An 18736-nucleotide genomic window follows, 5' to 3' on the forward strand; every position below is an offset into this window, starting at 1 on the left:
CCCGGCCGGGGCCGTACGCGCGGAGTTATTCGGATTGGTGCGTCATTATAGGGCCCGGCCGCCGCGATATTCGCTCCAGCGTCGTGCTAATCACGAAAGCGGAAAACCTAAGCTCAAAAAAATCGTTCCAAAGCCCTGCACCGATCCCTAGACTGATTTCCCAGAAACAGCCGTGCAATCGCGTATTCGCCCGCTGCACGGCCTGACCGGCGAACCATCCCGATTCGAACGCACACCATGCATGCGCCGCTCATCCGCGACGCGAGCAGGGAGACGTTTTTTCCAGATTTCGGCAAGAACAGTCAAGCAGGAGCAGCAGATGAATGTGTTCTGGTTTATCCCCACGCATGGCGACAGCCGCTACCTCGGCACGGCCGAAGGCGCGCGCGCCGCGGATTACGACTATTTCAAGCAGGTCGCCGTCGCGGCCGACACGCTTGGGTACGAAGGCGTGCTGCTGCCGACCGGCCGTTCCTGCGAAGATGCGTGGGTCGTTGCATCGAGCCTCATTCCGGCGACGCAGCGCCTGAAGTTCCTGGTTGCAATCCGTCCCGGCATCGCGTCGCCGGGGCTGTCGGCACGCATGGCCGCGACGTTCGACCGCCTGTCGGGCGGCCGCCTGCTGATCAACGTCGTGACGGGCGGCGATGCGGCCGAACTCGAAGGCGACGGCCTGTTCGCCGATCACGATACGCGTTACGAGATCACCGACGACTTCCTGAACATCTGGCGCGGGCTGCTTGCCGCGTCGCACGACAACGGCGGCTTCGACTACATCGGCAAGCATCTGCAGTCGAAGGGCGGCAAGGCGCTTTATCCGCCCGTGCAGCGCCCGCATCCGCCGCTGTGGTTCGGCGGCTCGTCGCCGGCCGCGCACGCGATCGCGGCCGATCACATCGATACCTATCTGACCTGGGGTGAACCGCCCGAGGCCGTCGCGAAGAAGATCGCCGACATCCGCGCCCGCGCGGAGGCGCGAGGCCGCAAGATCAAGTTCGGCATTCGACTGCACGTGATCGTGCGCGAGACCGAGGACGAAGCATGGCGTGACGCCGAGCGCCTGATCAGTCGCCTCGACGATGAAACGATCGCTCGTGCGCAGAAGGCATTCGCGAACATGGATTCCGAAGGCCAGCGCCGGATGGCTGCACTGCACGGCGGCAAGCGCGGCGGCCGCGAGGCGCTCGAGGTGTATCCGAACCTGTGGGCCGGCGTCGGCCTCGTGCGCGGCGGTGCGGGCACGGCACTCGTCGGCAATCCCGAGCAGGTCGCCGAACGCATGCGCGAATACGCGGATCTCGGTATCGAGACGTTCATCCTGTCCGGCTACCCGCACCTCGAGGAGTCGTATCGCTTTGCCGAACTCGTGTTCCCGCTGATCAAGGGCAAGGGCGCGGAGCGGCCGGCCGGCCCGCTGTCGGGGCCGTTCGGCGAGATCGTCGGCAACAGCTATCTGCCGAAGGCGAGCCAGAGCTGAGCGAAGGGAGGCCTGCTATGACAACGAAAACGTCGACAACGGGTGGCGTCGTGGCCGCCCGCGCATGGCGCGGCGTCGCGCCGTGGCTCGTACCGCTCGCGCTGCTGGTTGCATGGGAAGTCGGCGCGCGCACCGGCTGGCTGTCGACCCGCGTGCTGCCCGAGCCGGTTGCGGTCGTGCGGGCGGCGTGGTCGCTCGTGACGTCGGGCGAAATGTGGGCGAACGTGAAGGTGAGCACGTGGCGCGCGCTGTTCGGTTTTGCAATCGGCGGCGGCGTCGGTCTCGCACTGGGGCTTGCGACCGGCCTGTCGAAGGCCGCCGAGGTCGCGCTAGATTCGACGATCCAGATGATCCGCAACATCCCGGCGCTCGCGATGATTCCGCTCGTGATCCTGTGGTTCGGCATCGACGAGAAGGCGAAGCTGTTCCTCGTCGCGCTCGGGGTGTTCTTCCCGGTCTACATCAACACGTATCACGGGATCCGCTCGGTCGACGCGAACCTGATCGAGATGGCGAAGAGTTACGGCGTGCGCGGCTTCGCGCTGTACCGCGACGTGATCCTGCCCGGAGCGTTGCCGTCGATCCTCGTCGGCGTGCGTTTCGCGCTCGGGCTGATGTGGGTGATGCTGATCGTCGCGGAAACCATCTCTGCGCAATCGGGCATCGGCTACATGACGATGAACGCGCGTGAATTCCTGCAAACCGATGTGGTCGTGGTCGGCATCCTGCTGTACGCGGTGCTCGGCAAGCTGGCCGATGTGCTGGCGAAATGGCTCGAGCGCGTGACGCTGCGCTGGCACCCCGCTTACCAATCAGGAGCAAAGGCATGAATGCGACGACTTCGGCGGCCGCCTACGGCCCGCTCGCCGGCGCAGACCTCGAGGTCGAGCTCGCGCAGGCGCGCGTCGCGGACGGCGACGCGCGAGACGCGGCGATTCTCGATCGTGACGGCAGCGCATCCGTCGTTCCGCTCGCGCGGCGGCGCGCGGGAAGCCCGGCACCCGACGATGCGGTGACGCTGTCGGGCGTCAGCAAGCGCTTCGGCACGCGCACGGTACTCGACAACGTCGAACTCGGCATCGCGCGCGGCAGCTTCGTCGCGATCGTCGGCCGCAGCGGTTGCGGCAAGTCGACGCTGCTGCGTCTCGTCGCGGGACTCGAGCAGCCGAGCAGCGGTGCGCTCGTGACGCGCGGCGAGGGCGGCGGCGCGCTCGATACGCGGATCATGTTCCAGGATGCGCGCCTGTTGCCGTGGAAGACCGTGCTGCAGAACGTGATGCTCGGCCTCGGGCGCGGTGCGCGCGACGACGCACGCGCGGTGCTCGACGAAGTCGGTCTGCTGGAACGGGCGAACGACTGGCCCGCGCAACTGTCGGGCGGCCAGCGGCAGCGTGTGTCACTGGCGCGCGCGCTCGTGCACCGGCCGCAACTGCTGCTGCTCGACGAGCCGCTCGGCGCACTCGACGCGCTGACCCGCATCGAGATGCATGCGCTGATCGAGCGGTTGTGGCGCGAGCATCGGTTCACCGCGCTGCTCGTCACGCACGACGTGCAGGAGGCTGTCGCGCTCGGCGACCGCATCCTGCTCATCGAGCAGGGGCGCGTGGCGCTCGACCAGGCCGTACCGCTCGACCGGCCGCGCGCCCGCGCATCGGCGGCGTTTGCGGCGCTGGAAGATCGCGTGCTGAAGCGCGTGCTCGCCGGCGGGCCTGGCGCGGCAGAACAGGGCGTAGTGCATGAAGCAGACAACGTTCGACCGGTCGGGCAGATCCGCTGGGCCGTTTAATCCGGGCGGCTCCGGCCGCCCGTTCTGAGACTTTTTCTTCGGAGCGATCAACCCGATGAGCATCACTGCAATCAACGTGCGTAACCAGTTCAAGGGCAAGGTGAAGGAGATCATTCGCGGGCCGGTGGTGTCCGAGGTCGACGTCGAGACGCCGTTCGGCATCGTCACGTCGGTGATCACGACCCGCTCGGTCGACGAACTCGAACTGAAGGTCGGTGCGGAAGTCGTCGCGCTCGTGAAGTCGACCGAGGTATCGATCGCGCGTCTCTGACCGCGCGCTTCCTGACCCGGTACGGCGCCGGCGGGCAGCCTGCCCGTTGGCGTCGTCCGGCATTCCCGCAGCGCGTTTGCCTCGGTATTCGGCGTCCGGATGAAGTGTTAGGATGGAACGACACCGATGCCGGAGGGCAACGCATGACCCCCATCCTTTCCCCCGAAGCCATCGAGGCGCTGAAGTGGATCGACCAGTTCGGCGAAAGCCGGCCGGTTCCCGCTGCGTTCGACGACGTCGTCTATGCGTTGCTGAACGAGGGGCTGATCTATCAGGCGGCGGCCGACCGCGTCGACCTGACTGCCGATGGCAAAGCCTTTTTATCCGACGAATACGATTGAGCGCACGGTGCCGGCTGCACGGGCGGCCTGGCGCCGCGTCGCCACGGAGCGTGCGATGGAACCGAGAGGCAGCGACCTCGGCGATTTCAGCGAGCCGTACCGCGGCTTCGAGATCGAGGTGAAGACCGAGCAGGTCTGGGACGGCGAGCATGCGCACTACCGCGTGCTGCAGGGCGACGCCGTGCGGATCGACTGGCGGCTCGTCAAGGTCGACGGGCTGCTGCTGACCGAACGGCGCGTGATCGAGCGTGTGCTTGACGAGGCGCGGCAGGCGGTCGATGCGGAACTGGGCGAGGGGTAGCGCGGCTGCCGGGCAGGTAAGGCCCGGGTTGCGGTAAAATGCCGGGTTGTTTCCGCGCCGCCTGGCCTGTTGCCCGAATTCCATGTCCGTACCGTCCTCGCTTCCTTCCCGCCGCGTCTCCGTCGCGCCCATGCTCGACTGGACCGACCGCCATTGCCGGTCGTTCCACCGTACGCTGACGCGCGATACGTGGCTGTATACGGAGATGATCACGACGGGTGCGCTGCTGTTCGGCGATGCCCAGCGGCATCTCGCGTTCACGCCGAACGAATCGCCGGTCGCGCTGCAGCTTGGCGGCAGCGAACGCGACGATCTCGCGCGCGCCGCGAAGCTCGGCGAGCAGTGGGGCTACGACGAGATCAACCTGAACTGCGGATGTCCGTCCGAGCGTGTGCAGCGCGGCGCGTTCGGCGCGTGCCTGATGAACGAGCCGCAGCTCGTCGCCGACTGCGTGAAGGCGATGCGCGATGCGGTGTCGGTGCCGGTCACGGTCAAGCATCGGATTGGTGTCGATGCAGTGGAGGACTACGCGTTCGTGCGCGACTTCGTCGGCACGGTGGCCGAGGCCGGCTGCGAAACGTTCGTCGTGCATGCCCGTAACGCGATCCTGAAGGGGCTGTCGCCGAAGGAGAATCGCGAGATCCCGCCGCTCAAGTACGACTATGCGTATCAGTTGAAGCGCGATTTTCCGTCGCTGGAGATCGTCATCAACGGTGGCATCAAGACGCTCGACGAGGTTGCGCAGCATCTCGAGCATGTCGATGGCGTGATGCTCGGCCGCGAGGCGTATCACAACCCGTACGTACTCGCGGAGGTCGATGCGCGCTTCTACGGATCGACGGGCGCGGTGCCGACGCGTGAAGAAGCGGAAGCGCAACTGATCGAATACTGCGCGGCTGAGCTGAAGCGCGGGACCTACCTCGGCGCGATCGTGCGGCATGCGCTCGGGCTGTATCGCGGCATGCCCGGCGCACGCGGCTGGCGTCGGGTGCTGTCCGACAACAAGAAGCTCGCGCGCGGCGATCTGGCCGTGTTCGACGAGGCGCGCGCGCATCTGAACGAAGTCGAAGAAATTTTTGAAAAAAAGGCTTTGCAAGATTCAAAAGACTTCGTATAATCTTGCTTCTTCGCTGCTGAAACAAAAACAGCGAAGAGCAGAAAGCAGTATCAGTGGTGGCTGTAGCTCAGTTGGTAGAGTCCAGGATTGTGATTCCTGTCGTCGTGGGTTCGAGTCCCATCAGCCACCCCAAAAAATTCAAGCAAAAAGCCCGGTTCATCGAACCGGGCTTTTTGCTTTCTGGCGTCCGTATAACCACCGTGTAGCCGGTTGTCGTCAAAGCATCTTCAACGAGGGGCTGTATAGCGCGTATAGCACCGCTTCTTTTCGTGTTTGCGATGTCGCCGGCGCGGATCGCAAAACCGTCGACGAGCCAGGACCAGATGTGCGTCGTCTTTCCTCGGCGCTTCGTTGACAACACGCGCACAGCAATCCGCGAGCGACGCGGCATTCTCGGCTAAGGTTCGCGCGCGCAGTGCCGTTATCTTCCTAGGACAGCCCTCGTGCCTCGAATGCTGATCCGTTTTCTTGCCTGCTCGCGTTTCGCGCGAGCAGGCTTTTTTCGTTTACGGTAGCTGCGGACTGAAAACTTGGCGGAATAGAGCAGGACGTTGGCACGAACCGACAAAGCGCAACACTCTTGCATTGATGTAATGTATGCCTTCCTCGTGCCCTCATGCTTTGCAGGGCCGTTCGATCCCGACGACCAATGAAGGTGTCGGGATTTTTTTTGCCTGCGCGCCGATGCCCCGAACGCGGGCCGTCACAACATGCGATTTCGACGCCGAGTTCGACGGATGCGCATTGATGCGATTGCATCGACGGCGACATCGCACTCACGCCGGACGACTGCATCGGGTTCGTGGCGAACTTCGCATCCCGCAAAGGACGGTGTATGTTGCGACGAGCCATGCCGATCACGAAAACAAGCAGAAGGAGTCACCCACCCATGCCGGAAACCCGGACCACGCTTCGCGCCGCGACAACGCACGACGCGCCCCTCATCGCTCGCCTGCACACCCTGAGTTGGCAAACCGCATACAGCCATATCCTTCCGGCGACCTATCTGTCCGACGAGGTGCCGACGGAGCACGCGGTCCGTTGGCGGAAATATCTCGACCGCAATGAAGACGAGTGGGGCCTCGTGCTGATCGCCGAGTCGGATGGCGAGCCCGTCGGCTTCGTCAGTGCCGAACGTCCTGTCGACCCCGCGCTCGGCGTGCTGCTCGACTGCCTGCACGTTCATCCTTCGCATCACGGCAGCGGTACGGGCAAACGCATGATCGAAGCCGTTCGCATGTGGGCCCGGACGATCGGCGCGGACAAGGTCCATCTGCAGGTGCTGGAAGGTAACGTCCGTGCGATCGGCTTCTATGAGCACAACGGCTGGCAATTGGCCGGTATCGAAACGAGCCGGATCGGCCAGACGGAGGTTACCGATCGGATCTATGCGATACAAGCCTAAAGGCCTGCGGGCATCCGGACGAACGATCTCGCGACAGGCCGCCACTTCCGGCCGCTACGATGTCACGCCGGGCGAAAGCGGAATGTGTTCCGTCGTTACTCGCCGCAATACCGCACAAGCAAATCGGCCTCTGTCTCGTGGATCTCGACGGGTATCGTTGTCGCGCCTGCATAGGCAAGATAGCGTGCGCGATGCTGGCCGTTGCGGAACGACGCGACACCGACTTTCGACAGGCCGGGAATGCCGAGCAGTGTTCGCGTTCTCGTTTCGCGAAACGTGATGAACGGCATGTCCGGAATTCTGTCCTGGTCCGGATCGAGGAATTCGCGAATACCCGCCGCTTTTCCGGGCGCCCAGTACTGCACTGACGGCAGCACGTAGTCGGTCGTGTCGCGGTCGGCGCAGGTCAGCAATTTCTTCAGGTCGATCGTCACGACCCGATGTCGCGAGTCGTCGGACGCGAATACCCGCTTGAGGTGCGTATAGGCATAGGGGGCGTGCCCGGGAAGCTGGACAATCCAGACATCTACGCCGTTCTGTTGTGCGCGGGCGAGCGTCATTATTTCCTTTGGTGGCGCAAGCGGTCTTCGTGGCCGGAGTTTAGCAGCGCGATTGCAACAACGGAGCAAATCGATACCCGGAATAGGGAAACGGAACGATTCACCGCGGAACCGGAAGCGCAGAAGGAACGTTTGGCAAAGCGGATGCTGTCATGCGTCGGTGGTCGATATCGGCAGCTTGCGGGAATATCGCGATACTGCCAGCGGAAAGGACGCGCGGCGCGAAATTCACGCGGGCTTCATGCAGTGTCGCGAAGCCGGGCCGCCGCGGATCGTCAAAAGAACAGAGAGGGCAGATTGACCGGAGAAAACCATGTCGTCGAAACTTGAAATCGAATATCTCGATTACTGTTTCACAGCGACGCTCGAAATCAGGGAGTCCGGCCGGACGTGCGTTGTCGACCGGAAACTGAAGTCTGCTTCGCGAAGCAAGACGCTCGCGTGGATCGTGTTCGACCGCTTTCTCGAGCGGAATGACTTCGCCGACGAAGAGGATGCGCGCGCAAATATCGTCGACTGGCTGGAGCGGCTTGCCGACCCGAGGTCCGGTGCGTCGGCCGAAATTGCGAAGGCAAGCGCGGTTGCCTCGACAGGGGCGGTGGTGGCAACGGCCCCATCGACTGCCGAAATCGTCGGCGAAACCGTTATCGAAATAGCCAGCGATGTCGACTGGATCGATATGGTCGTCGACTGGTTTTCCAGCGGCTCACCCTGATGACGAAACCGGGGTTCCCTGACGCAGGTTATTGCATTCGCGAAACCTGGTTTCACGAAATTCGGTGCAGAAAATTAAGCCGAAATCAAATCATTCGAAAAAATAGAATAACCCTGCTTTGACATCGCCCGCGACTTACCGGAAACTGGGCCGGGTCTGAAAACATCCGCCAGAACTAAAACAAAATAGAACACCAAACATGAAAAGAAGAACGCTGCTGACGGCGGGCAAGACCGTTCGCGTGCTCGCGGCGCCCGTCACGCTCGCAGCCGATGGCGTGATGATGATCGGGACGGTGGTGCTGTTGCCCGTCATCGTGGTGATGCTCGCGCCGTCCGCCGGTGTCGAGCTCGGACCGTGACGCCGGGCAGCTCGCGGCCCTGCCTGATGCCGCCACATTGTCACCAAAGGGTGAGTTGCCGCACAGACCGTCGCGCGACCTGCAATCACAATTTGGCCGGTTGACCGTTCTTCCCCGGCCCGGTCAACCGTTTCCCCGCTCGCTCGTGCAGGAGCGGGGGCTTTTTGACCGACCGACGCCGCAGAGTTGCGTCGGCGGAACCGGTCAGGCGTTCGGCAGGCTGCGCAGTTGCATCAGGCGCACTCCGGCATCCGTTCGCCTGGTCCGCACGAATCGCTTTCCTCGTGCCTGAGCGAACCCTCAGGCCCATCGCCGGTTTCGGCCGGCGATGCCTTGATCCCGGCGGCGTGCAGCCGCGCTGCCGGGAGTTTTTTGCGCCGAACGCATCGCATCACGTCGCGCGCAGCGGGTATGTCGATCCGCTCAGCCAGCCTGTTCGACGCTGGTTTCCCATCCGTCGTATTCACCGCCGAGCGAACGCACCTCGCGATTGATCGCGATCGTATGGCGCGTGATGTCGGCCAACGCCATGGTGCCTTCGTGCGAAAACCGTACGGCCGACTTGCCGTCTTCGGTCGGCGCGACCGATTCGACCGGATAGCCTTTCGCTTCGGCCCAGTCCGCGAACTGGTGTGCGTCGCTCGGGTCCTGGAAGTACGCCCAGTGCATTACGCGCCGGTTCACGTCGCTGGCGTCGCCTTTCTGCCGCAGCGCATCCAGCACGCGCATGTCGCGCATGATCTGCCAGTCGTCGTCGGTCGGGTAAAGGGTCTGCCAGTACGCTTCCTTGTCCGGATCGTCCTGGTGTGCGTATTGAAGTGCGTAGGTCGTCTGTTCGGCCAGCGAGTCGACGATCTCGGCTGCTGCCTCTTCGTCGAACGGCACGTAAAAGAGGAAATCCCGGTTGCCGTCGACGGTGATGCGGCCGACCTGCACGCCGCCTTTCGCGGTGATCGTGGCGTCCAGCAGATCCTCGATCTTCGCGAGGTCGGCGAATTCGTCGCCGGCCGGCAGTCCTTCAGGCGTCGGATGCGCAAAGGGGACGCGCACGCTGAGCAGCGACGTGCGCGGATCGCCTTCGGCGATTTCCGCGAAGCTGTGGTTGAAGCTGATGAAAGCCTGATGGTCGCCCATTCTGGCAGGGAAGGTTCCCCAGGCGTCGGTCATGTGTTTCTCCCGTACACGATTGTCTGTTGACGGTTGCAAAGCGTCCCAATGTATCATCGAAAATCGCGTTGGCCGGAGAAGCGCGTGATGGCAAATCCTGCTGGTAACGTATGCGATATCCGGGGCTGCCCGTGACCCGGTGCATGTGCGTGACGGGCCGCAACAGCGGACCGCAAAAATTTCGAAGGAGAATCCGATGTCGATGTTTGCGGTGAATGGTGTCCGAATCGATCCGCTCAGCGCGCGCGTGACGCACGTGCGCTGGGCGGCCGTGAATCCGGCCGACCGGTCGTGGGCGGCGACGCCGAGCGAGGCGCCGGTGGCGGAAGTGGCGCACGCACTCGCGTCCGGCAATGATGTCCGCGCGATCTTCTCGGAGTCGGACGGTACCGCGGTCGGGCCCAGGCTGAAACGCGTGCTGTACCGCGATGCGTCGGAAGGCATCGAGCTCGACATCGATGCGACGAGCGAGTCGCGCACGTTGCGGGATCTTCCGCAGATCTGACCGGATCGGCAACGCGCTGCCGGCAGCGTGCGCAGCCGAAGTGATTGCCACGCGCGACCGACCGGCCGCTCGCACAACGTCGATCGCGACGCGTAGTAACGGATACCCGGCCATGCTGCATTGCCGATCGCGCCGAACAGTTTGACGGGTCGACCGAACGGGCTGATGGCGCCCGATTGGCGCGACCGGAGCGCCCCGGCACTCGAGAAAACAAAAAAATGTCGGGCGCCGTGTCGATTTCCGTCGGGTTCGTCCGTCGTAGCATCGGAGGCGTGCGCATCGCGCGTCCGTCCCGTTTTCCGATACGACAACCGACTGAAGGAGCGACACCCATGTCCACGTCCGTCAAACCGATCCCGGAAGGGATGCGCACGCTGACGCCGCACCTGATCTGCGCCGGCGCAGCCGCAGCCATCGACTTCTACAAGCGCGCATTCAATGCGAGCGAGCAGTTTCGCCTGCCGATGCCTGACGGCAGGCTCGCGCACGCGTGCCTCGCGATTGGCGATTCGACACTGATGTTGGTGGACGAAATGCCCGAGCACGGCGCGCTCGGGCCGAAGGCGCTGAAAGGCACTGCCGTCTGCCTGCACCTGTACGTGCCGGACACCGATGCGGCGATCGCGAAGGCTGTCGCGGCCGGTGCGACGGTCACGATGCCGGCCGCCGACATGTTCTGGGGCGATCGCTATGGGCAGGTCGAGGATCCGTTCGGGCATCGCTGGTCGCTCGCGACGCATCAGCGCGACCTGACGCCCGAGCAGATCGCGGCGGCAATGGCCAGCGCGCCGCCGTGCGGAAGCTGACGCAGCCAGGCAACCGCGGTTGAACGGTTGCGCGGCGGCATCCGCACGCGCCCGTTTTTCCGCGGTTATGTGCCGGCCGTCTTGCCGCGCTGCTTGTCCTCGTACATCCGGTGATCGGCCGATGCGAGCAGGTCGGCGACGACGTGATGGCGCGCGGGATCGTAGTCGACGTGGCCGACGCTGAACCGGATCGCGTAGCCGCGTGCGTCGGCTGCGTTGCGCAACGCAAGCGCCTGCGTCACGCGTTCGACCGGCTCCGCGACGTCGGCCGGATCGGTGGCGCTCAACAGCACGACGAACTCGTCGCCGCCGAGGCGGGCGATCACGTCGCTGTCGCGCAGCGCGCCCGTCAGCGTATCGGCGAAGGTCTTGAGCGCGCGGTCGCCTTCGGCATGGCCGAAGCGGTCGTTGATCGCCTTGAAATCGTTCAGGTCGAAGAACGGCAGCGCGGCGTGACGCCCCATGCGATCGCACAGGCTCAGCACGTGGCGGGCGAAGATCTCGAAGCCGCGCCGGTTCGTCAGTTGCGTGAGCTCGTCGGTGGTCGCGAAATGCATCGCGGCGATCTCGCGTTCGGTCATGTGGGCGAGATCGCCGAGCAGCGCGAGTTCGTCGGGTTCGAGCGAGCGCGGCCGCGTGTCGATCAGGCACAGCGTGCCGACGGGCGCGCCGTTCGGCGCTGCCAGCGGCCGGCCGGCGTAGAAGCGGATGCCGGGCGTGCCGGTGACGAGCGGGTTGTCGTGGAAGCGGCTGTCGTTCAGCGCATCCTGGATCACCATCGTATCGCCCGCGAGCAGCGCGTGGGCGCAGAACGACACGTCGCGCGACGTCTGCGTGGCGTCGATTCCCGCATGGCTCTTGAACCACTGGCGATTCTCGTCGACGAGGCTGACGAGTGCGATCGGTACGTCGAACAGCCGGCGCGCGAGACGCGTCAGGCGGTCGAAGCGTTCTTCGGGCGGCGTGTCGAGGATCGAGAGCGAATGAAGCGTATCGAGCCGGGCCGCCTCGTTGGCCGGTTTCGGTGCGATTTGCATGGGCTTTGTCTCTTGTCCCGGCTGCAAGGCCGGTCATCGGATCGTATGTCGGACAGTATGCGCATTGTTCGGCGTGTCGCCAAGCCGCGGGTCCGGCGACGGGCGTTTTCGGTTCTGTCCGGATCGATGAGGATGCGGGGAGAAGCAGGCGTCATGGCTCGGCGTTGCGTCCCGATGCGGGACCGTTTGCGCGATGCCTCAAGGTGCTCGTCGCGGTGCCGTAAACAGGACGAGTCCAATCGTTCATCGCATCCTATCGCACCATGGTTCGAATCCTGTACGCGGGGTATCTCGCGTTTGCGCTGTATCTCCTTTACCCGATGGTTCAGAACACACTGACATTCAGCACGGATTGTGTGAGCAGCGCGCTACCGGGCGGCGCGCATGGCTTGTCGACGTCGTCGGCAAGCGGCGTGGACGGGCACGCGAACCGCTGTGCGCCGACCACACAGGTCGGTGCCGCGACCGCGCGGTTGCCCGAAATCCATTGAGCGCGCGCAGACCGTCGCGCGTGTCGTTCGATGCGCGAGGCGGCGTGCTGACCATTCGGCCGAATTGATACCCGCGCCACACTCGACGATCATCGGTAACACGGCGGATCGAATGCGAGGTGTCGAAGGTCGTGCGAAAGCGCGCGGCGTGCGTCAGTAGCTGGAGCGGTACGGCGTGCCCTGGTCGAAGCGGCTTTGCCAGTGCGTGAGGTAGCGAGATGCGAGTTGCGGATTGTTCCACACCACGACGACGTTCTCGGAATTGCGGCTGGCCGCTGACGCGCTGTAGTTGAACGAACCGGTCTCGACGTGCTCGGCGTCGATCACGAGGTACTTGTCGTGATGGATCGCATAGGCGTCGATCGTACGCGTCGGAATGCCGGCGTTGACTAGCAGGTTCAGCGCCTGCTTGCTGCTCTTCGCGCGGTTGCCCTTGTCGTCGACAACCACGGCGACGTTGACGCCGCGTCGCTTTGCCGCGAGCAGCGCGCGCGTGACGGGCGGCGACGTGAACGAATACGCGGCGACGCGAATCGAGCTGCGCGCGGCGCCGATCGCTTTCAGCACGAGCGCCTCGGCGCCGCCGTCGGGCGAGAACGCCGATTCGACCACCTGCGTCGCGGGTGCTTCGTGGGTGGGCGCCGGCAGCCATCGCGACACCAAGTCGATCGCCTGCTGGAGCAGCGATTCACTTTGCGTCTTGCCGAAGGCGGCGAACGGTGTGGCGAGGAGAGAAGCGGCGAGGCAGGCAGCGGCGAGGCGATTGCGCGACAACATCTTGGACAGCGAACAATTTCGAGACAGCGGGCCGTGAGTGTAACGCAGACGCAGCGGCGCGGTCACGTGCGGATGCGAATGGATTGCTCGTGCGATGATCGTCGGCGGCGGACGCGATGACGCAAAGTTGCGTTCGTGGCATCCGCGTGTGCGATCAGGTCGATGGGGGGATGTTGCTGACGACGGTGTGCGATTGCGTATCGCTGCTGCGGGATACCGGCGTGCAAGCAATGCGCGAGTGCAGTCGAGCGGGCTCGGTGTGGCCCGTGACAGAGACAAGCGTGCAAAAAGTGGTGCGCGTGAGTCAGACGGTCATGCGCGCGCCGCGCGTCAATCCTTGGCGGCAGGCGCCCCGGCTTCGTCGGGTGCGATCCATCCGGGGCCAGGCTCAGGCTGCACGTCGCGTGCATCGAGCGGTTCGCCGCAGGCCGAGCACACGGTAACTGCATGCATCAGCTGGCCGCAGGTCCGGTGACGCAATTGCACCGGCGGCCCCTGGCCGTCGTCCTTCCAGCGGTCGCCCCACGCCATCAGCGCGAGCAGGGCCGGGTACAGGTCGAGGCCTTTTTCGGTCAACCGGTATTCGAAGCGCGGCGGGCGCTCCTGATACGCGCGCTTGACCAGCACGCCCTCGTCGACGAGCCGCGCGAGGCGTTCGGCCAGGACATGGCGCGTGAGGCCAAGCTGTGCCTGGAACGCGTCGAAGCGACGGCAGCCGAGGAACGCGTTGCGCAGGATCAGCATGGTCCAGCGGTCGCCGAGCACGGCGAGCGTGCGGGCGACCGAACAGTTCAGCGTGCCGATGTCATCCCATTTCATCGTCGAGTCTCTTGCGTCTTGCGGCGGTTCAGCGAAATAGCGGGTTCGATTATAGAACCCGCCTTCGGTTGCAACGGGCGCGGCTGCGTTGACAACGGCCGGCATCGCTGACGATAATGGGTTCCAATTTAGAACTTACTAGCGCGGCGACGCGCTTTCAACCCGGAGACAACCCGATGAATCCGCTTTCCCTGTCTGGTCTCGATCTGCTGCGTGCCGCGGCGGTGGGCGATGTGCCGCTTGCGTCGATTTCGGAGACGATCCCGATGCGTCCGCTGGATGTCGAACTCGGCTATGTGAAGTTTTCGGCGCGCGCGGACGGTCGGCACCTGAATCCGCTGGGCGGCGTGCACGGCGGGTTCGCCGCGACGGTGCTCGATTCGGTCACGGGTTGCGCGGTGCATTCGATGCTCGACGCGGGTGTCGGCTATGGCACGGTCGATCTGCATGTGAAGATGCTGCGGCCCGTGCCGCGCGACGTCGACCTGATCGCGGAAGGGCGCGTGATTCACCTGTCGCGTTCGCTGGGCGTCGCGGAGGGCACGCTGAAGACGCCGGACGACAAGATCGTCGCGCATGCGTCGGCGACCTGCTTCATTCAGCGGCCTCAATAACGGACGGCGGCAAGCCGGGCCGGCCGCAGGAAGTGCCGCGTAAGTGCGACGCAGGTTGCAAGGCCACTCTCCGTGCCCGCGCCCGAGCATTCACGGCGGCGCCGAAGGTCGCCTGTAAGCATCAGTGGGGCACGTCTGAAGCGTTCGCTTCAATGTGATAGCGTTCCTGCTTTCCACCGACGCGACAGGAACAGCATGGAATACCGCACACTCGGCGATTCGGGCATCGAGGTCAGCCTGGTCGGTCTCGGCACGATGACGTGGGGCGAACAGAACTCGGAGCGCGACGCGCACGAGCAGATCGACTATGCGGTCGCGCAGGGCGTGACGCTGATCGATGCCGCGGAGATGTATCCGGTGCCGCCGAAGCCCGACACGCAGGGGCGCACCGAGCAGTACATCGGCACCTGGCTCGCGCAGCATCGCGCGCAGCGCGACCGGATCGTGCTCGCGACGAAGATCGCGGGCCCGGCGCGGCAGCCGCACAACCCGCGCCATATTCGCGGCGAGGGCAACCAGTTCGACCGCAAGAACCTGACCGAGGCGCTCGACGGCAGCCTCAAGCGGCTGCAGACCGACTACGTCGATCTCTACCAGCTGCACTGGCCCGACCGCAGCACGACGACGTTCGGCCGTCCCGCGTATCCGTGGATCGACGACGCGTACACGGTGCCGATCGAGGAAACCCTCGGCGTGCTCGCGGAATTCGTGAAAGCCGGCAAGGTGCGCGCGATCGGCGTGTCGAACGAAACGCCGTGGGGCGTCGCGCAGTTCCTGCGCGCGGCCGAGAAGCTCGGGCTGCCGCGCATCGCGAGCATCCAGAATCCGTACAGCCTGCTGAACCGCACGTTCGAGAACGGGCTGTCGGAGTTCACGCATCGCGACGGCGTCGGCCTGCTCGCGTATTCGCCGCTCGCATTCGGCTGGCTGTCCGGCAAGTACGAGCACGGCGCACGCCCGGCCGGCGCACGCATCACGCTGTTCGAGCGCTTCCAGCGCTACAGCAAGCCGCAGGCCGTCGAGGCGACGTCGCGTTACGTCGCGCTCGCGCAGCGTCACGGGCTGTCGCCCGCGCAGCTCGCGCTTGCGTTCGTCAACAGCCGGCCGTTCGTGCGCAGCAACCTGGTCGGTGCGACGTCGCTCGAGCAGTTGAAGGAGAACATCGGCAGCATCGACGTGATGCTGTCCGACGAGATCGTCGCCGAGATCGACGCGCTGCACGAACTGCAGCCGAACCCGGCGCCGTAAACGGCGTGCGGCCCGCGCGGCAGCGATGCCGCGACGGGCCGCATCGGCGGCGCATTGGTGCGCGGTCGTCGGTTGCGTTACCTCATCTTGAGCCGCGTGCGCGCGACGTACAGTGCGGCGAGGCTCAGCAGCGCGCAGCCCATCAGGTAGAGCGCCGGCGACAGCCGGTTGCCGGTCGTGCTGATCAGCCAGGTGATGACGAACGGCGCGAAGCCGCCGAACAGCGTGACGCCCGTGTTGTAGCTGACCGCGAGGCCCGTCGCACGCGTCTGCGACGGGAACAGCTCGGCCATCAGCGCCGGCAGCGCGCCGCAGTACATTGCCTTCAGCGCACCGATCCAGACCAGCGCGGCGAGCATCGTCGCGAACGACGCGTGACGCGTGAGCCACGCGAACGTCGGCCACACGGTGACCAGCATGATGACGGCCGCGACCGCCATCATGCGGATCCGCCCGGTGCGATCGGACAGGTGGCCGACGACGGGCGTGACGAGCGTCAGCACGAAGCCGGTCGCGAGCGTCGCCGCGAAGCCCGTCGACGCGGGCAGCCCGAGCTGCTTGATCGCATAGGTCGGCATGTACAGGATCATGTAGTTGATCGCGGTCGAGATCACCAGCGCGCCGATCGACAGCAGCAGCCGCAATTTCTGGTCCGCGAACAGCTCCCGCACCGGCGCTTCGGAGCGTGCCTGCGTCTTGAACTCGACGCCTTCGTCGACGTAGCGGCGGATGTACAGCCCGACCGGGCCGATCGCGAGACCGAACAGGAACGGCACGCGCCAGCCCCAGCTTTCGAGTTGCGCGGGTGTCAGCGTGGACGTCAGCAGCGCGCCGAAGCCCGAAGCGAGCAGCGTCGCAAGGCCCTGGCTCGCGAACTGCCAGCTCGACATGAAACCGCGCCGCTGCGGCGCATGCTCGACGAGGAACGCGGTCGAGCTCGCGAATTCGCCGCCCGCGGAAAAGCCCTGCATCAGCCGCGACAGCATGATCCCGAGCGGCGCGAGAATGCCGATCGATGCGTAGGTCGGCATCAGCGCGATCAGCAGCGTGCCGGCCATCATCATCGCGATCGACAGCAGCAGCGACGCCTTGCGGCCCGCACGGTCCGCGTACGCACCGAGCACGAAGCCGCCGATCGGCCGGATCAGGTAGGACAGCCCGAACGTGCCGAGCGTCAGCATCAGCGACGTCGCTTCGCTCGTCGCGGGGAAGAACAGCTTGGCGATCGTCACCGCGAAGAAACCGTAGACGATCAGGTCGAACCATTCGAGCGCATTGCCGATCGACGCCGCGAAGATGATGCGCCGGATCTTCGCGGCGCTGGGGCGCGCGGCGTCCTGCGAGGTCAGGGTGGTCGTATTCATCGTGTGGGCAGGTCCCGAGAAAGGGGCGAAGCGCGTTACAGGGCGGCGCCGGCCGCGGCGGGTGCCGCGCGGCGAACGGGCGGCGCATCGTCGCCGAGATCCCAGAAGAGGCCGGCCATCATCTGCAGCCCCTCGCTGACGACGCTCGCGAGCAGGTGCTCGTCGGGTGCATGCTGCGAGCACGCCGGGTACGAGTGCGGCACCCACAGCGTCGGCAGCCCGAGCGTGTCGGCGAACACTTCGTTCGGCAGCGTGCCGCCGAGATTCGGCAGGATCGCGGGCTTCTTGCCGGTGGTTCGCGCAAGCGACGCGACGGCCCAGCGGACCCACGGATCGTCGGGCGGCACGCGCGTCGCCGGTGCGCCGCGCTCGATGTCGATCTCGATGTCGGCGAAGCCGTGCGCATCGAGGTGCGCGCGCAGGTGAGCATGCAGCGCTTGCCAGTCGGTGCCGACGACGAAGCGCAACTGGCAGTGCGCATACGCGACGGGCGGGATCGCATTGACGGGGTGCTCGGGATTGCCTGCCTTGAACGCGAGGATCTCGAACGTGTTCCAGCCGAACACGCGCTCGGCCGCGGACAGCCCGGGCTCGCCCCAGTCGGCGTCGAGCGCGGGATCGCCAGGGCCGCCGCCGACGACAAGATCGGCGAGCGCGTCGCGCACGGCGGCCGGGATCGGCGGCGGGCGCAGCCCCGCGACGCGAATCGCGCCGCGCGCATCGACGAGGCTCGCGAGCGCATGTGCGAGCACGATCGCCGGATTGCGCAGCAGCCCGCCCCAGTTGCCGGAGTGATGCGCGCCGTCGCGGGCGCGCAGGCTCAGTTTGAAATTGACCGAGCCGCGCGAGCCGAGGAACACGGTTGGGCGCGCGGCGGCGATACGCGGGCCGTCGGACGCGATCAGCACGTCGGCCGCGAGCGCGTCGCGCTCCTGGCGGCACAGCGCGTCGAGGCCCGGCGAACCCGTTTCCTCGCCCATCTCGATCAGCAGCTTCGCATTGAAGCCGAGCCGGCCGCCGCGTGCGTCGAGCACGCTCGCCAGCGCGGCCAGGTTGATCGTGTGCTGCCCCTTGTTGTCGGCGCTGCCGCGGCCGTACCAGCGGTCGCCGTCGGCCGTCAACGTCCACGGCGACAGCGGCGCGCGCCACTGCGCGTCGTAGCCGCGCACGACGTCGCCGTGACCGTAGATCAGCACGGTCGGCAGCGTGTCGTCTTCGTGGCGCGACGCGAGCAGGAACGGGCCGCCGCCGTCGACGGGATTGTCGACGATCCGCGACGTGAAGCCGAGGCGCGCGGCCTCGGGCGCGATCTCGGCGGTCAGGTAGGCGCGCAGCGCGGCTTCGGTGCCGCTTTCCTGGCTTTCGGTGCGCAGGCCGACGCGGCGGCTCAGGGTCGTGAAGAACGCACCGGATTCGAACTGGTTCAGCGCGTGCTGGATGGCGGCGGTACGGCTCAAGTCGGGTCTCCTCTGTCGGGCTGGCGGCGTGCGCGAATCGCGCGTGCAGCGTGAAGTGCGATCGATTCTAGAAAGCCGTTTTTTTTGTCACAATGATCGAATTTCGAACCTTCCTTT

The 18736-nt window shown here is 65.5% G+C and carries 22 protein-coding genes and 1 tRNA gene; 16 read left to right on the top strand and 7 right to left on the bottom strand.

The window, feature by feature from the left end; genetic code table 11:
* Positions 1–319 precede the first annotated feature (319 nt).
* The 9 genes from ssuD (at position 320) to ABD05_RS13660 (ending at position 6698) form a co-directional block, all read left to right on the top strand.
* Complete coding sequence (gene ssuD, locus ABD05_RS13620) at positions 320–1477, top strand: FMNH2-dependent alkanesulfonate monooxygenase (protein ID WP_047900573.1); 1158 nt, start codon at positions 320–322, stop codon at positions 1475–1477.
* A gap of 17 nt (positions 1478–1494) precedes the next feature.
* On the top strand, positions 1495–2307 hold the full coding sequence (gene ssuC, locus ABD05_RS13625) for an aliphatic sulfonate ABC transporter permease SsuC (protein ID WP_047900574.1): 813 nt from the start codon (positions 1495–1497) through the stop codon (positions 2305–2307).
* Positions 2304–3263 carry an ATP-binding cassette domain-containing protein gene (locus ABD05_RS13630; protein WP_047900575.1) on the top strand — a complete coding sequence of 320 codons (960 nt, stop codon included), beginning with the start codon at positions 2304–2306 and terminating at the stop codon, positions 3261–3263. Before ssuC ends, ABD05_RS13630 begins: the two co-directional genes overlap by 4 nt.
* Positions 3264–3318: 55 nt before the next feature.
* Positions 3319–3534, top strand: coding sequence for a TOBE domain-containing protein (locus ABD05_RS13635; RefSeq protein ID WP_006400187.1), 216 nt, complete (start codon positions 3319–3321; stop codon positions 3532–3534).
* A gap of 143 nt (positions 3535–3677) precedes the next feature.
* Positions 3678–3875, top strand: a complete 198-nt coding sequence (locus ABD05_RS13640) for a hypothetical protein (RefSeq protein ID WP_047900576.1) — start codon at positions 3678–3680, stop codon at positions 3873–3875.
* A 55-nt stretch (positions 3876–3930) separates the two neighbouring features.
* Positions 3931–4176: a hypothetical protein gene (locus ABD05_RS13645; protein ID WP_047900577.1), complete on the top strand. Its 246-nt coding sequence runs from the start codon at positions 3931–3933 to the stop codon at positions 4174–4176.
* A 130-nt stretch (positions 4177–4306) separates the two neighbouring features.
* On the top strand, positions 4307–5293 hold the full coding sequence (gene dusA, locus ABD05_RS13650) for a tRNA dihydrouridine(20/20a) synthase DusA (RefSeq protein WP_047900578.1): 987 nt from the start codon (positions 4307–4309) through the stop codon (positions 5291–5293).
* Positions 5294–5349: 56 nt separating this feature from the next.
* Positions 5350–5425, top strand: a tRNA-His gene (locus ABD05_RS13655).
* 757 nt (positions 5426–6182) lie between these two features.
* A complete protein-coding gene (locus ABD05_RS13660; protein ID WP_047900579.1) occupies positions 6183–6698 on the top strand; it encodes a GNAT family N-acetyltransferase in 516 nt (171 codons plus the stop codon).
* Positions 6699–6793: 95 nt separating this feature from the next.
* Here the strand turns inward: ABD05_RS13660 and ABD05_RS13665 are convergent, their stop codons facing one another.
* On the bottom strand, positions 6794–7258 hold the full coding sequence (locus tag ABD05_RS13665; RefSeq protein WP_047900580.1) for a plasmid fertility inhibition factor family protein: 465 nt from the start codon (positions 7256–7258) through the stop codon (positions 6794–6796).
* A gap of 313 nt (positions 7259–7571) precedes the next feature.
* Between ABD05_RS13665 and ABD05_RS13670 the strand changes: the two genes are divergently transcribed.
* Together ABD05_RS13670 and ABD05_RS38305 are read left to right on the top strand one after the other, a co-directional pair.
* Positions 7572–7973: a hypothetical protein gene (locus ABD05_RS13670; RefSeq protein WP_047900581.1), complete on the top strand. Its 402-nt coding sequence runs from the start codon at positions 7572–7574 to the stop codon at positions 7971–7973.
* A gap of 199 nt (positions 7974–8172) precedes the next feature.
* Entirely contained in the window at positions 8173–8334 is a 162-nt protein-coding gene (locus ABD05_RS38305; RefSeq protein WP_158361588.1) for a hypothetical protein, read from the top strand.
* Positions 8335–8757: 423 nt separating this feature from the next.
* Here ABD05_RS38305 and ABD05_RS13675 read toward each other — a convergent pair whose 3' ends face one another.
* Positions 8758–9501, bottom strand: coding sequence for a DUF695 domain-containing protein (locus ABD05_RS13675; RefSeq protein ID WP_047900582.1), 744 nt, complete (start codon positions 9499–9501; stop codon positions 8758–8760).
* Positions 9502–9697: 196 nt separating this feature from the next.
* Here ABD05_RS13675 and ABD05_RS13680 point away from each other — a divergent pair, with 196 nt between their 5' ends.
* Both ABD05_RS13680 and ABD05_RS13685 read left to right on the top strand, forming a co-directional pair.
* Positions 9698–10006: a hypothetical protein gene (locus ABD05_RS13680; RefSeq protein ID WP_047900583.1), complete on the top strand. Its 309-nt coding sequence runs from the start codon at positions 9698–9700 to the stop codon at positions 10004–10006.
* A 332-nt stretch (positions 10007–10338) separates the two neighbouring features.
* Positions 10339–10812: a VOC family protein gene (locus ABD05_RS13685; RefSeq protein ID WP_047900584.1), complete on the top strand. Its 474-nt coding sequence runs from the start codon at positions 10339–10341 to the stop codon at positions 10810–10812.
* A gap of 65 nt (positions 10813–10877) precedes the next feature.
* Here ABD05_RS13685 and ABD05_RS13690 read toward each other — a convergent pair whose 3' ends face one another.
* Positions 10878–11849: a sensor domain-containing diguanylate cyclase gene (locus tag ABD05_RS13690; protein WP_047900585.1), complete on the bottom strand. Its 972-nt coding sequence runs from the start codon at positions 11847–11849 to the stop codon at positions 10878–10880.
* Positions 11850–12112: 263 nt separating this feature from the next.
* Here ABD05_RS13690 and ABD05_RS38910 point away from each other — a divergent pair, with 263 nt between their 5' ends.
* Complete coding sequence (locus ABD05_RS38910; protein WP_047900586.1) at positions 12113–12340, top strand: hypothetical protein; 228 nt, start codon at positions 12113–12115, stop codon at positions 12338–12340.
* Between the two features lie 153 nt (positions 12341–12493).
* On the opposite strand, the gene ABD05_RS13700 is transcribed toward ABD05_RS38910, so the two are convergent.
* Positions 12494–13117 carry a phospholipase D family nuclease gene (locus ABD05_RS13700; RefSeq protein WP_034201824.1) on the bottom strand — a complete coding sequence of 208 codons (624 nt, stop codon included), beginning with the start codon at positions 13115–13117 and terminating at the stop codon, positions 12494–12496.
* Between the two features lie 330 nt (positions 13118–13447).
* Positions 13448–13936 carry a winged helix-turn-helix transcriptional regulator gene (locus tag ABD05_RS13705; protein ID WP_047900587.1) on the bottom strand — a complete coding sequence of 163 codons (489 nt, stop codon included), beginning with the start codon at positions 13934–13936 and terminating at the stop codon, positions 13448–13450.
* Positions 13937–14112: 176 nt separating this feature from the next.
* On the opposite strand from ABD05_RS13705, the gene ABD05_RS13710 reads away from it, so the two are divergent.
* Together ABD05_RS13710 and ABD05_RS13715 are read left to right on the top strand one after the other, a co-directional pair.
* Positions 14113–14550: a PaaI family thioesterase gene (locus ABD05_RS13710; RefSeq protein WP_047900588.1), complete on the top strand. Its 438-nt coding sequence runs from the start codon at positions 14113–14115 to the stop codon at positions 14548–14550.
* A 195-nt stretch (positions 14551–14745) separates the two neighbouring features.
* Positions 14746–15798, top strand: a complete 1053-nt coding sequence (locus ABD05_RS13715; protein ID WP_047900589.1) for an NADP(H)-dependent aldo-keto reductase — start codon at positions 14746–14748, stop codon at positions 15796–15798.
* Positions 15799–15875: 77 nt separating this feature from the next.
* Here the strand turns inward: ABD05_RS13715 and ABD05_RS13720 are convergent, their stop codons facing one another.
* Positions 15876–17162: an MFS transporter gene (locus ABD05_RS13720; protein WP_047900590.1), complete on the bottom strand. Its 1287-nt coding sequence runs from the start codon at positions 17160–17162 to the stop codon at positions 15876–15878.
* A 35-nt stretch (positions 17163–17197) separates the two neighbouring features.
* Complete coding sequence (locus ABD05_RS13725; RefSeq protein ID WP_047900591.1) at positions 17198–18619, bottom strand: M20 family metallopeptidase; 1422 nt, start codon at positions 18617–18619, stop codon at positions 17198–17200.
* Positions 18620–18736: the final 117 nt, after the last annotated feature.

Source organism: Burkholderia pyrrocinia (genome assembly GCF_001028665.1).
In the GTDB taxonomy this organism is placed as follows: Bacteria; Pseudomonadota; Gammaproteobacteria; order Burkholderiales; family Burkholderiaceae; genus Burkholderia; species Burkholderia pyrrocinia.